Annotated in this window: 9 protein-coding genes; 8 read left to right on the forward strand and 1 reads right to left on the reverse strand. The window is 49.4% G+C overall.

What is annotated here, in order from left to right; translation table 11 throughout:
• Nucleotides 1-95 precede the first annotated feature (95 nt).
• Complete coding sequence (locus tag ACI351_RS03225; protein WP_439733822.1) at nucleotides 96-725, reverse strand: hypothetical protein; 630 nt, start codon at nucleotides 723-725, stop codon at nucleotides 96-98.
• Between the two features lie 33 nt (nucleotides 726-758).
• Here ACI351_RS03225 and ACI351_RS03230 point away from each other — a divergent pair, with 33 nt between their 5' ends.
• The 8 genes from ACI351_RS03230 to ACI351_RS03265 form a co-directional block, all read left to right on the forward strand.
• Nucleotides 759-1,787, forward strand: a complete 1,029-nt coding sequence (locus tag ACI351_RS03230) for an MraY family glycosyltransferase (RefSeq protein ID WP_439733823.1) — start codon at nucleotides 759-761, stop codon at nucleotides 1,785-1,787.
• Nucleotides 1,784-3,067 carry a protoporphyrinogen/coproporphyrinogen oxidase gene (locus ACI351_RS03235; RefSeq protein ID WP_439733824.1) on the forward strand — a complete coding sequence of 428 codons (1,284 nt, stop codon included), beginning with the start codon at nucleotides 1,784-1,786 and terminating at the stop codon, nucleotides 3,065-3,067. Before ACI351_RS03230 ends, ACI351_RS03235 begins: the two co-directional genes overlap by 4 nt.
• Before the next feature lie 9 nt (nucleotides 3,068-3,076).
• The gene (gene nadD / locus ACI351_RS03240) at nucleotides 3,077-4,207 is read left to right on the forward strand and encodes a nicotinate (nicotinamide) nucleotide adenylyltransferase (protein WP_439733825.1); all 1,131 of its coding nucleotides are present in this window, start codon (nucleotides 3,077-3,079) and stop codon (nucleotides 4,205-4,207) included.
• Nucleotides 4,177-5,088, forward strand: a complete 912-nt coding sequence (locus ACI351_RS03245) for a LytR C-terminal domain-containing protein (RefSeq protein WP_439733826.1) — start codon at nucleotides 4,177-4,179, stop codon at nucleotides 5,086-5,088. Before nadD ends, ACI351_RS03245 begins: the two co-directional genes overlap by 31 nt.
• Nucleotides 5,089-5,159: 71 nt before the next feature.
• Nucleotides 5,160-5,735 (forward strand): ribosome silencing factor, encoded by a 576-nt coding sequence (gene rsfS / locus ACI351_RS03250; RefSeq protein WP_439733827.1) that lies wholly within the window; start codon nucleotides 5,160-5,162, stop codon nucleotides 5,733-5,735.
• Between the two features lie 2 nt (nucleotides 5,736-5,737).
• On the forward strand, nucleotides 5,738-7,330 hold the full coding sequence (argS, locus tag ACI351_RS03255; protein ID WP_439733828.1) for an arginine--tRNA ligase: 1,593 nt from the start codon (nucleotides 5,738-5,740) through the stop codon (nucleotides 7,328-7,330).
• Nucleotides 7,331-7,425: 95 nt separating this feature from the next.
• The gene (locus tag ACI351_RS03260; RefSeq protein WP_439733829.1) at nucleotides 7,426-13,470 is read left to right on the forward strand and encodes an alpha-2-macroglobulin family protein; all 6,045 of its coding nucleotides are present in this window, start codon (nucleotides 7,426-7,428) and stop codon (nucleotides 13,468-13,470) included.
• Nucleotides 13,471-13,615: 145 nt separating this feature from the next.
• Nucleotides 13,616-14,556 (forward strand): glucose PTS transporter subunit IIA (locus ACI351_RS03265; RefSeq protein WP_439733830.1); only part of this gene is annotated, 941 nt, incomplete at its 3' end.

Raw genomic sequence — 14,556 nt, forward strand, 5'->3', positions numbered from 1 at the left:
TTTTGGAAAATTGTTTATCCTAATAAGCAAGAACGGGCAGAAAAATACTTTCTGCCCGTTCTGCGAATTATAGAAGATAAGTACAGTTGTTCTCCCTACCTCACGCTGATAAGCGTCATGTCTAGGGTAATGTTCCCGTCCTTATACGTCAGCGCGTGCGGAATTTGAACCTCTCCCTGTGCATCCGCCGGAGCATATTCGTTATAAAACAGTTCCCCCGTATTTAAGAGCGTTACGCTCTGTGCCGCATACGGATATGCAGCCCCCAGTGTATACAATAACCGTGTTTTGACATCTTTCCCTTGATACGTTACCGTCGTTTTGCCGTCTTTGATGCGGCGGCTTTTGTAAACGCCCACGTCCGACACCAACACGTTTAAAAACTGCGTAATACGTCCGCGTACGACGGCGGTATCCGTGTCCTTAAACAAATAACGGTACGCTACCCCCTCGGGACTGACCACCGCGTGCAGCACGCGGTACGATGCGCCCGTCATCACCATTACGTCGTAATCCTGCTCGCCGATTTTTTTAATCCGCAGGACTCCTTCCAAATAATCCTCGTTCATTTGCCCCACCACTTTAAAGGCGGCCTGCGTGCGGCCGTTCGTAAAATAATTTACCTTTTTGTATTCGCGCACATCCGGCGGAATTTGTTTCACCTGACGCCCTGCACACGCACATAAAAAAAGCGCAAACGAAAATGTTAAAATTTTTTTAAACATAAAATTTCTCCTTATTATGATATTATAATTATTATGTCCACTCTTGTCCTCTATCTCTTGTGTGCGTGTACGTCGTTTGTAATCACATTTGCCGCCTTGCCTGTTTTGCGAAAAACGGCTGCTAATGCGTTTTTGGACGTTCCCGCCGGACTCAAAAAGCACACAGGAAATGTACCTGTTTTGGGAGGAAGCGGAATTTTACTGGGGATTACCGGCAGTTTAATCCTAATTCGGCTAACGACGGCATTCCCCTCCGGCACACTGCACACGCTGCGGGGTGTAATTATTGGCAGCGGGCTTATTTTTTTGATGGGGCTGTGGGATGATTTCAAAAAACCAAAAGGCGTCAGCATTCCCGTAAAACTGCTGATTCAGGCAGCGGCTACTGCCGCGCTTATTTATTACGGGGTGGCAATTCACGCATTTACGTCACCTTGGGTTTCTTACCCGCTGACGTTTCTGTGGGTGGTCGGGCTGACAAACGCTTTTAACCTCTTGGACATTATGGACGGCCTGTGCATCAGCCAAGCAGTCGTCTGCACGCTAGGGCTGGCAATCATTACGCTTCCTTCCGAATATGTGTACGTCAATTTCGCCGCACTGGCGCTCTTGGGTGCGTGTCTTGCGTTTTGGCCGTACAACCACGCCAAAAAACACAAAATTTTTCTAGGTGACAGCGGCTCCAATTTGCTGGGTTTTTTAATTGCCGCACTATCTATCGGTACGGGATATTGCGAAAAATCAGACTGGGGCTTTTTGGCTCCCCTGTTTATTCTGGCCGTGCCGTTTTTTGATACGGCTTTCGTTACGCTTGCGCGCCTGCTAAAAGGAAAAAATCCGATGAAAGGCAGTAATGATCACGCCGCCCTGCGTCTTAAAAAACTAGGGTGGAATACATCCCGCATTTTACTTACGTTTTCACTCGCCGGCGTAACCGCCAATGCATTTGCGTTTGCGCTGACGCATTGCTGCGTACAAATTGCATTGGCGCTTTTCCTTACAGCGGGCGCGTTTGGTGCGCTTATCACGCGTTGGCTGTTACACGTAAAAACAGACTTATGATACACGTACGCACGCTTATTTTAGGCGGCGGTCTGACAGGCCTCAGCACCGCTTATCACTTGCAGAAACTCGGTCAAACAGATTATTTACTGGCCGAGCGGGAAAGTGTTTGCGGAGGGTTGTGCAAAAGCGTATACAAAGACGGTTTTACATTTGACTATGCCGGCCACCTGCTGCATCTGCATACACCATACGGCAAAAAACTCATCCGCACTCTTTTAAAGTCCAATTTACTGCGCCAAGAACGCCACGCGTGGATTTATACTGAAAACGTACGCGTTCCCTTCCCGTTTCAAGCCAATTTGTTCGCCCTTCCGCCAGACGTGCGCCAAGCGTGCGTGGACGGACTTGTAAAAGCTGCAAAAGCGCAAAAAAATACTGCTCCAAAAAATTTTAAAGAATGGTGTCTAAACGCATTTGGACCAGGCGTTTACCACGCGTTTATGCGTCCGTACAATACCAAACTCTGGGGCCGCGCGCCCGAAGAAATGACCGCCGATTGGTGCGGTTCATTCGTACCGCTCCCCGCACCGGACGAAATTATAAAAAGCGCACAAAAGCCGCCGCGCAAAAAATTTGGTTACAATGCCTATTTTTATTATCCGCAGACGGGCGGCTGTCAAACGCTTGTAAACGCACTAGCCAAACATATTAAAAACCTGCGGCTTAATTCTCCCGTTTCCCGCATTAGTTTACGCCAAAAAACGGCTGTCATTAACGGAGAAACTGTTTCATTTGATTATCTGGTAAACACGCTTGCGCTGCCCGCATTTCTAAAATTACTGACAGACGAACCCGCGCTTACGCGCGCAGCAGAAAATTTAACCGCCCAACCTGTTACTGTCCTGAATTTGGCGGTGCGCGGCGCGGAAAAAGAACCGTTTAGCTGGATTTACTGCCCCGACGAAAAAGATCCGTTCTTCCGCGTGGGTATGCAAAGCTCTTTTTCCCCCCAAAACAGACCGGAGGGCTGCCGCTCCTATTATGTGGAATTGTCGGGGAAAATTCCGCAAACGCCGACAACCGAAAAACGCGTTTGGAACGCGCTCGTCCAAAAAGGTATAATAGATATAAACGACGAAAAACTGTTTTCCTTTTGGCAATTTTTACCTTTCGCCTACGCCGTTTACGATAAAAACCGCGCAACAACCGTACAACAAACGCTCTCCCGCTTGGAAAAAAGCGGCTGTTTCTGCGCCGGACGGTACGGCAAATGGGAATACTCTTTTATGGAAACTTCCCTGTTGCAAGGCTTGGAAACCGCAAAAAAACTTGTATAATGAGGTGTTATGAAAGTTCTCGTTTTTGGGGGCAGTTTTGACCCCGTCCACAAAGGCCACGTATCCCTGTTCCGCCGCGCAATGAAAGTCATCGCGCCGGACGTTGCGCACATCGTGCCGGCGTACCACTCCCCGTTTAAGGCCAAGTCGCCCACGCCTTTCCGTTTGCGGATGAAAATGCTTAAACAAGCGTTCAAAGGTATCGGCAAAAATGTGGTGTTTGATGATTATGAACTAAAACAAGGCGGCAAAACATACACCTACCAGTTGGTGCAATACCTTAAAAATTTATATAAGGACCCCGAAATTTACCTGCTCGTAGGCACCGACTGCCTTAATGATTTGCACAACTGGAAAAACCCCGATTTTATTTTTAAAAACGCCGTCGTGGTGGCCGGAAAACGCAAGGGCTATGACGAAAAACCCGCCAACTTCCGCCACGTGTTTTTGCCCGGCTTCTTTCCCAAGCTTTCTTCCAGCCGCGTACGCGCGCATATTTTGGCGTGCGGAGACGTGCCGGACACCGTGCCCGCATCTATCGCACCCACCATACGCACGAACAAACTTTATGGGCTTGAAGTACACGATTGGTTAAAAGCGCACTTGAAAACCAATCGGTATCTGCACTCCAAAAACGTGGCCGAAATGGCTGCCGCTTTAAGCGATATTTACGACGTCAACGTAGAATCTGCCGTCCGTGCGGGCATTCTGCACGACGCTGGAAAAGGGTTTTCGGGGCAGGAACTCATTGCGTTTTGTAAAAAACGTAGAATCAGCGTGCCGTTCTTTGATGATATCTGCAAACAAGAGCCGTCACTCCTGCACAGTTTTGTTTCCCGTTGGATTGCCAAAAATAATTTCGGCGTAAAGGACAAAAATGTGCTGACCGCCATTGCCGAACACACCTTAGGTAGTTTAAAGATGAGCACGCTTTCTAAAATTTTATTCGTGGCGGATATTTCTTCCAAAGACCGCAAATACAAAGATGCGTTTCTCATCCGCAACTTGGCCTTGCAAGACTTGGATAAGGCGCTTTTGTACGCAGCTAACCGCAAACTGCTGTTTACTATCGACTCGCAAAAATGGCTTTGCCCCTTAGGTATCGACTTATGGAACCATCTTATCAAGCAAGAAAAATAACCGACAGGCTGCTGTTGCTGACCCTTCTCGTCTCCACTGCGGGAGCCGCGTGGACGCAGTTTGCTTCCCCCCTTGCAATGAACTTGGCAGGCGCTAAAAATACACTCATTAACGTAGTGGTGCTGACAGAACCGGCAATGTTTATTTCTTACTCCCCCCAAACGCGCAAAGCTTCCGTACGCGTACTAAGCGACAAATTTCACTCAAAAAATCCGCGCGACCGCGCCAAAAAGCTGTTACAAACGGAACATATTTCCGCCCAAAACGTCAAATTTTTTGAACCCGCCGAAACGAACCGCGAACGTTTTTGGAACGGTTTTAAACACGCGCTGTCTTCGTGGCGGTATAATCCGTTTTTGGCCGCAGGGGCAGGGTGGGATTATCTGTCCGCATACCATCACCGCAGGACCGATTTGTCCCCGTCTGAATTTGCACTTCTTACCTTGGAACTGACCCAACTGGAGCCAAGCGATTTCGCCGTTACGTTCCCGCCGCGTAAAAAACAATCCTCCCGCAACGCAGGGCCCGTTCCCGCCATCGTTCCCGAAATAGCCGATATGGCTCCGCGGGTAGTAAGGGACCGTCCGATTATTGTGGAAATATTAAACGCCTCCGGCCGCAAAGGGCTGGCTTTGGAACTAACGCAATACCTGCGCGAACAGAACGAAAAAGGGCTCCTGCGCGTAGACGTGCTGCAATACGATAATTATCCCACCGCACAAGAAACTTCTTGGCTGGAGAACTACAGTGGCAGAATGGTGCAGGTAAAACAGTTGGGACAGGCCGTGGGCATTTACGGGGAAATCCGCACGGGCTCCGTCCCCAACGTCATTTGCGACACGCGCGTCATCTTAGGGAAAGATTTCCGTATGCCGCTGTAACTCTCCCCTTACAGCTAAAAAAATGCTAGACTAAATTGATTGCTTTATATACCGTTTTAATGAGGTGGAAGATGAATATAAAAGAACTCGTTTGTCTAGCGGCGCGACTGGCCGATGACAAAAAAGCCGAAAACATTAAAGTTATTGATTTGTGCGGGTTATCCTCACTGTGCGACTTTATTCTTATCGCCACCGCCAATTCTAAGCCGCATTTGGACGCGGTAGAAGAAGAAATCAGCAAAAAACTCAAAGAAGAAGGTTACTATAAAACTAACCGAGACGGAGCAGAAAGCAACCAATGGCGCGTAAGCGACTACGGCGGATTCCTCGCCCATATTATGACGCAGGAAGCACGCGATTTTTATGCGCTTGACAAAATTTTCAGCTTCGGCAAAGAAATTAATTTTAAAAAAGCCGTCAAAAAAACGGTAAAAAAAGCGGCAACCAAAAAAGCCGCCTCCAAAACAACAGCAAAAAAAACAACCGTAAAGAAAGCCGCTCCCAAAACCACAGCTAAAAAAGCGGCCACCGCAAAAACGGCGGCCAAGAAAACTACGGTAAAAAAAACAACCGTGGTCAAAACCGCCGCCGCAAAAAAACCTTCCGTCAAGAAAACGGCCGCTAAAAAAGCCGTTACCAAAAAATAAAAATGTTAGAAAAACTAAAACAAGACGTTACGTTGAAACTTGCCAACGCGGAATATTTTAAAGGGTCGGAACTCCCTGAAGTCGAATTTTCCGCTGCGCCCGCCCATACCGGTGCGGACCTGTCGATGACGTGGGCTTTGGCAGCCGCCAAAAAACTGCGAAAAAACCCAATGGAAATCGCCAAAGAAGCGTGCAAAGCACTACGCGAAATGACTGTCGTGGCGGACGCACAGGTTACCGCCCCCGGGTTTATCAACATCAAATTGGATGACAAATTTATCATTACCACAGCAGCCGACCGCCGTTTAAAAGACCGCGAGGGCGACTGCGCCAAACATAACATTTTGATTGAATTTGTTTCCGCTAACCCCACCGGCCCCCTGCACGTGGCCAGCGGCCGCGGAGCCAGTTTGGGTGACAGCTTGGTAAAAATTCACCGCGCGCTCGGTTACTGCTGCGACAGCGAATACTACGTCAATGACGCCGGCAACCAAGCAGAACTGCTGGCCATATCCGTCAAAGCCCGCAAAGAAGGCAAAGAACCGCCGGAAAATGGATACCACGGTTCCTATTTAATTGAGCTGGCCAAACGGATACCTGCAGACTTGCCGGAAGAACAATACGGCCGTTGGGCAATGGAAGAACTGATCAAAACTCAACAGCAGGATATGAAGGATTTCCACGTAGATTTTACACGTTGGTTCCGCGAATCCGATTTACATAAAGAAGAAGCACCCAAAAAAGCGCTTGAAGCGTTAAAAGCCCAAGGCTATACATACGAAAAAGAAAACGCCGTTTGGTTCGGCTCCACCAAAGATGCCGAAGCGCAGGACGACAAAGACCGCGTGCTCGTACGCAAAGACGGCCGTCCAACGTACTTTTTGGCCGATATCGCCTACCATAAAAATAAATACGACCGCGGCTACAACACACTGATTGACATTCTGGGCGCGGATCATCACGGTTATGTACCGCGTATGAAAGCCGCCGTACACGCCCTTGGCAAAGAAGAAAAATCCTTCGTACCGATTATCCACCAGCTTGTCCACTTGACCGAAGGCGGCGAACAGGTAAAAATGTCTAAACGCGCAGGCCGGTTCATCACGCTTCGGGAACTTATGAACGAGGTAGGAACGGACGTGTGCCGCTTTTTCTTTGCCAGCCGCACCCCTAACGCCCATATGATTTTTGATATGGATTTGGCAAAAAAACGCACAAATGAAAACCCCGTTTTCTACGTGCAGTATGTGCACGCCCGCATTTATTCCATTTTTAAAGCGGCCGCAGAAAAGGGCTTTACAGAATACAATACTGCCCCTACTGCCCTCACGCCGCAGGAACGCGCGCTGATGCTTAAACTGATTTGGTTCAAACAAGTGCTGCGTAACTGCGTAGCCGATTTAAGCCCCCACCATTTGACAACGTATCTTATCGAGCTGGCAGGGCTGTTTCACGCATTCTACGACAACTGCCGCGTGCTGAACGAACAAAATCCCGCGCAAACCAAAGCGCGTTTATTCATCTGCCAGCGGGTGGCGGAACGCATTAAAAAAGGTCTGGAATTTATCGGCGTAAGCGCGCCGGAAGAAATGTAGGACCGAAAACGTCTTTTGCTTACGGTAAGAAAAGTCTCTCTCCCCTTTCGGGGACGGAGATTTTTCTTACTGTATCATTATATAAGGGAGATTGTATGAAAAAACACATTCGTTTTATCGCAGGACTTTTGTTCCTGCCGTTTACCTTGCAAGCGCAAGACTTTCCGCAGGCTGAAGCCGATTACGCCAAAGGCGATTTTGCTAAGGCACTTGCACAATATGAACACATTATCCAAACCGCTACAGGCAACGACCTGTTGCAAGCCCAGCTGCGCAAAGCCGCCTGCCAATACGGTTTGGGCGAATACTTAAACGCTTATAAAACGATGTACGCATATCCCCTGCCGGAAAATGACATTTGGAAGGCGCGCTTTCTGCTCTACCGCGCCCAAATGGCACAGCGTGCGGCCAACCTTTACCGTCCGCTTTTAAACGACGGCGAAATTTTAACCGAAACGGCCCAAAAAGATCCCGCGCAATGGACGGCAACACAATGGAATACCCAAATTGACAAAGATTACAAAACCCTCTGGGCCTTGCGCGCCGCGCTCATTAACGCACCGATTGAACAAGAAACTTTAATTTTAGACGTAAAAGATACCGATATATTGCGTATCCCCACCTTATTTGATTTTACGGTACAAAGTTGGCTGCAGTACTTGAACACTCAAAACGTTCAACCCATTCCGTTTTCAAAAGAATCCTACGCCTATTTGGACGGCGCTGCCCTGTTAGATAAAAATAACCGCCGCGCACAAAACGCGCTTCAGACGGCGGATATTTTGGAAACAGCCTATCTGTTAGACGGAAAAAACCGCCAAAACGCCAAAATTTTCTGGAAAACGGATTACATTCAACTCCCCTTTAATAATGATGCTTTCACTATCAAAAACCAGCAACAAGCCCTGCAAAACGCCGTTACCCAACTGGATTTATTAAGCGGAAAAACCGCCGTACCACAAAGCTGGTGGAGCAAACTAAAGGGCTATGTAGCCCCCTCACCCAGCACTGTGTACGCCCAAGGTTACGCTGCACTGCAAACCGCCCGTCTGCAATTTAACCACAAACAAGCGCCCGAAGCGTTGCAAACGTGCGAATTTGCGCTGGCGAATCTGCCCGCCTCTTATTTTACGCAAGAATGCGCGGATTTAAAAGAAACCATTACCCGCGTTTCTTTAAACTTGCAAAACTTAAACGAACCAATCAACCGCCAAACCCCGTCTTTAAAAATAACGGGCCGCAACCTGCACAACGCTTACTTGCGGCTGTACAAAACCTCTTTGGACGAACTGACCGGACTCTACCGCAAAACAAGCGGAAGGGGTACACTCAATTCGTGGGACTATTTATCCCGCTTAAATGAAAAAACTCTCTCTGTATTTTTGGACCGCACCCCTTTGCATACACAAACCGTTTCCGTCCCTTACCAGGAAGTCTATAAAAAACAAACAGCCGTTTTTAGGCTGCCCGAACTGGAAACGGGTTTTTATGTGGCGGCCGTTTCTTACGACGAAAATTTTAATCCCCAAACCGCCCCCGTAGAAGCGATTGTATTAAATGCAACGGACTTGGCTTTCTTTACCACCGTCGCCATTGAAGCAGACCCCTCCGATTATACCGCCGTTTTGGGTGAGAAAGACAAAAACTTGCGGCCCAATGTATTTCATCTCTATACCGTCAATTTAAAAACGGGCAAACCGGAACCCGCCGCACAGCTTGATATGTTTACCAGCTGGCAGGGCGCGCGCCAAAAGGCGCAAACGGACGAACAAGGGTACGCCGCATTCCAACGCCCCGTCACCGTCACAACGGACGAACGCAGCGGCTCCCCGTATATTTTAAACACGCTCGCGAAAAAAGAAGGTTCCGTCGCCTATTCCGCGCGTACGCTGTATTTTAACTTTCACAACAATGATCCCGTCAAACTCTTTGCCCAGACGGACCGCCCCGTCTACCGCCCCGCCCAGAAAGTGCGCTTGTCCGTAAACGCGTTCCAAACGCTTCCGCGCGGCTTAAAAACGCTCGGCGGGCGGAAGGTTACGTTTACCGTCACAGATCCCAACTATAACACCGTCTTTACGGCTTCCCCCGTACTGGACGAACTGGGCACCGCGCAAGCCGAAATGACAATTCCAAAAAGCGATCTGTTGGGCCGGTATCAAGTAGAAGTATCGCTTGTGGCCGCAGGAAACACCTATAGAACCTTTGATTGGTTTACCACCGAAGAATACAAACGCCCCGATTACGAATTAACCCTTTCCGAGCCGGAAAAAGCGTTGGAATACGGCAAAACCGCCGTCGTAACGGGAACGGCCAAGTATTATTTCGGCTCACCCTTGCAAAATGCACGAGTCAAATACACCGTCCAACGACAAGACTATATTCCCCCCTTCTATTGGTGGCTGCGCATCTTCCGCCGATCAAGCGAAACTGTAGCACAAGGCGAAACAAAAACGGATGAAAAAGGCAATTTTAAAGTGGAATTTATCCCTGTTCCCGCAGAGAAAAACGAAGAATTTGCCGAGTATGTGGTCAAAGCCGAAGCGTTTGACGAAAGCGGCCGCGTAATCAATGCTTCCCGCTCCTATAAAGTAAGCGCAAAACCGCACTTGTTCCAAGTGGAATTTACGCAAGGTTTTTATGACGCAGAAACCGCAGGCGCGCTCGCCAAAATCAATTTAACGGACGCGGACGGACGCGGCGTGTCGGGTAAAATCACAGCTGAGGCCGTACGCCTTAAAAACGAAATTCCCGCCGAAAAACCCGCACAACCGGAAGAAGATTACGGGTATGACGATTATGAAGAACCCGTATCCATCTACCGCGCAGATACGGGCGGCGACAGCTCGTTGGACGCCATCTATAAAAATGCCAAAGCCGAAAAAACAGCGTTTAAACAGGAACTCAACTTTAAAACGGCCGGAGCGCAAACGCTCAGCCTTCCCGCCCTGCCGGAAGGGGTATACCGCTTAAAACTTTCTTCCGCCAAAGCGGCACCGCAGGAAATGGTATTTGTGGTCGTCGGCGAAAAGTCCGCGCTTAACCTGCCGGAAGTAACGCTCGTCCAACATCCCAAATACTTTGTCGGGGAGACGATGCGCGTGCTCATCGGCGCGGGAAAACTGCAAGGTTCCAAACGCGTGGAAATCTATCAGAACAACGGCAAGTTTTTGTATAAAAAAGATCTGCTCTCCGGCGGCGCAAGCGTATATTCGCTGCCCGTAACGGACCAGCTGCGCGGCGGCGTATCGCTGGCGTGGTTCGGCGCGAGCGGATATGAATTCTTCCGCGGAGAAACGTCGGTGGAGATCCCTTTTGATAACAAAGAACTCGCCGTCACGTTGACCCTGCCGCAAACCGTCCGCCCCGCTGAAACCGTCAGCTGGAAGCTGTCGGTCAAAAACTCTTTCGGCGCACCCGTAAACGGACAAGCCAATATCACGGTGTACGATAAATCGCTCGATTATTATATTAAAAACAATCCGTCCTTGGCGTTTAGCGACTTGTATTCCCAACGGCAGGGACAGGCGGGTTTTACGCAGAGCAACGCTTTTGCAAGCCGCATTTCCTGCAACCGTATGCCTGTGGAAAGCAAAAAACGCTTAAACGAAATCCTTCTGCCTGCATTGAACCTTCAAATGCGCCGTAATTTTTTCGGACCGGTGACGAAGATGAATATAGCGCGCAGCGCCGCGCCAATGATGGCCGCGGCCGGCTCTTTCAATCAAGAATCAGCCCTTGAGAAAGAAGAAAATACTTTTGATACGGCAGATTCTTCACTTAACAATGTCTACGATGATATAGAAGCTAATTTTGGAACGCCACAAACTACCAAATCCGAAAACAACACGCAACAAACGGTTGAACCGCGCACGGATTTTTCCGAAACGGCCTACTTTAATTCCCAACTGCCCGTAACGGGCGGACAGGCAGCGGTAAAATTTACAATGCCGCAAAGCCTGACTACGTGGAATATTTTCGGATTCGTACTGACCAAAACCGCCGATTTCGGCGCGTTTACGGCGCAAACCCTCACCCAGAAAGACTTTATGGTCCGCCTGCAAACGCCGCGCTTCTACCGCGAGGGCGACAAAGGTGTCATCCAAGCGGCCGTTACCAACTTAACGCAAAAGAAAATGTCTGTACAAGTAACGCTCTCCATCCAACAAGACGGCAAAAACGCCTTGGACGTTTTCGGGCTAAACAATACGCCGAAAAGCGTTTCCGTGGCGGCGGAGTCCACTCAGTTCGTCACGTGGGAAATTACTGCGCCTTCCGCGCCCGCGCTCTATACGCTGACGGCGGCCGCACGAGCCGGAAAATCGGCTGATGCGGAGCAAAAAACACTTCCCGTACTGGCGGGCAAAACCCGTCTGCTGACTACCGTCAACAAAGCACTCAAAAACGGTAAAAATACGCTGACGCTGGACGAATTGGACAACGTTGATCCCAAGGACGTAGAGACAGTCGCGCTGACACTAAACCCGAGCCTTGCGCTTTCAGTGCTGGGTTCGCTGCCCAATTTGCTTACGTCTCCGTACAGGGACTTAGTTTCCACCTTAAACCGCTATGTACCGCTGGCAGTGGTAAATAAGTTCTATACCACGTACCCGCAGCTTAAAGAAGCCGTCAAAAAACTGCCCAAACGCGACGGACGCACCGCCGCTTGGGATGAGAAGGACCCGTTGCGGCTGACGCTTCTGGAACAGACGCCGTGGCTGCGCCAAGCCCAAGGACGTAAAGAACAGGCCGCTCATATTATTGATTTATTCAATGCTCAGCTTGTTTCGTCCACGCTTGCCAAAGAAATGAAACAAATCGCCAAATTTCAAAATGCAAGCGGCGCGTTTACGTGGTTTGCGGGCGGGCCGGACGATGATTATTTGACGCTCTATGCACTTGCGCAATTTGCGCAGGCCTTGGCGTACGACGCTCAAATTCCGCAGGATCAAGCCCAAAAAGCATTTGCGTATATCGTCCCCCGAATCGAAAAACGATTGCAGGAAGATAAAGAAGGCTCCGTAGGGGCGGTTTCGTACGCGCTGTATGCGGCACATACGCTGTCCGCCTTCCCGCCGAATTGGGCGCAAACGGCTCAAGCCAAGCCGTACGTCAAACGCTGGGCCGACTATGCGGATAAGCAATCCCGCTTTATGACGCCCTTAGGCCAAATTTACGCCGCCGCCGTCTACCACCGTTTGGGTGACGACGTCAAAGCCGCACGCTATTTGGAAATGGTGCTCTCTCGTATGAAACAGGACGAACTGGCCGGAGCCTACTTTGCGCCCGAACCGCAAAGCTGGATTTGGTACAACGATACACTGTCTACCCAAACCGTTACGCTGCAAACACTGCTTGAAATGCGGCCGGATTCGGACAAAATAGATCCGATGACAAAGTGGCTGTTATTCAACCGCCAAGTAAACGACTGGACCGATTCCAAAGCCGCCGCGCAAGCCGTATTTACACTTTTAAACGTAATGAAGGTCAAAGGGGCGCTGTCGCTACCTTCCTCCTACAACATTAATTGGGCGGGTGAACAAAAAGCATTGACCTTTGAACCGTTTGATTGGACAAAAGACCTTCAATTTACGCGTACGGGGAACCAAATTACCCCTGCCGCGTTTACGGCTGCAGTCGCAAAACAAAGCCGGATGACCGATTTTGCTTCTTTAAGCGCGGTCTATCAATCGTCGGACGCCAAGAGCTCGCCCAAAGGAATTCTTAACGTATCGCGTGAATACTTCCTGCGCAAAAAACAGGGAGATAAAATTCAATTGCGTCCAATTAAGGATTTATCGGAAGTATCCGTCGGCGACGAAATAGACGTGCGCTTGACGCTGACCGCTAACAGCGCCTTTGAATACATACTTCTGCAAGATCCCAAACCCGCCGGATTCGAAAGCGAAGAGCTTCTCAGCGGCTGGGAATGGGAAAACGTGCGTTTCTACCGAGAAAACCGCGACGGAGCCACCAATTTCTTTATTCATTGGCTCCCGAATGGTACGGTAACAATGCACTATATCCTGCGCCCAACGGTAGCCGGAAAGTTCCACGCGCTGCCCGCGCAGGTGCAGTCGATGTACGCGCCCGAGTTCGGCGCACACTGCGCAAGCGAAACCCTGAGTGTAACCAAATAGGCTTTTCAACGGAAACGGCCTCCTTGTTTAAGGAGGCCGTTTTTGTATCACACACGGCACAGACATACGTATTTTTTCGTCTCAACTGGCTTGAAAAAAAATCTTTCGTATATTATAATAAGGTATACGTTTCAAAGGAGTGTTTATGTCCGATGTATTATCCGTTTTAAGCCCTGTGGACGGGACTACCGTTCCCCTAGAACAAACGCCTGATCCCGTTTTTTCCGAACTTATGCTGGGAGACGGCCTAGCCATAGACCCATCTTCCGACACCGTACTCGCCCCCTTTGATGCCACAGTTTTAAACGTCAATAAAAACAATCACGCCGTAGTTTTATCTTATAAAGGAATTGAACTTTTAGTACACGTAGGGTTAGAAACCGTTGCTTTGCAAGGCGAAGGTTTTAAATCTTTCGTCAAGGCCAAAGACCAAGTTAAAGCCGGACAAAAATTGCTGGAGTTTAATTTACCGCTTCTGCGTAAAAAAGCGGCCAGCCCGCTAGTCTTGGTGGTCGTCACTTCTCCGGAAGGTACACCTGCCTCCGGCAAAGCCTCCGGTCAAGTAAAAACGGGCCAAACGCTTTTTTCTGTGCCTTTTCCTGAAGAAAAAGAAGATCAAACGCTCCCTGCCGGCGCGTTTATGGAATCCGCCCCGCTTACACTGATTAACGTACACGGCTTACACGCGCGTCCGGCGGCGGTACTGGCTAAACTGGCGGGAAAATACCCGCATTTAATCCAAGTCGTCCACAAAAACAAAACTGCCGACGCAAAAAGTATCGTTGCATTAATGGGTTTGGCGCTTTCTTACAACGACAGCGTTACCCTGCGTGTATCCGGCCCAAAAGACCAAGCCCTTAAGATGCTTACCCTGTTGGAAGAAGCATTTAAAAATGGATTTGGCGAAAAAACATCCGGTGGATTTGTGCTTTCTGCCGCCGAAACAAAAACGCAAACGGATTTTTCCGCTCCCATTATTTTGCGCGGCCTGTGCGCGTGCGGAGGTCTCGCCCGCGGAAAAGCATTTCCGCTGACGGTGAAAAACCTGTCATTTGAAGAAAATGCCCAAAACCTGCAAGAAGAAAG

It is taken from the genome of Candidatus Avelusimicrobium sp., from assembly GCF_051874775.1.
GTDB lineage: Bacteria > Elusimicrobiota > Elusimicrobia > Elusimicrobiales > Elusimicrobiaceae > Avelusimicrobium.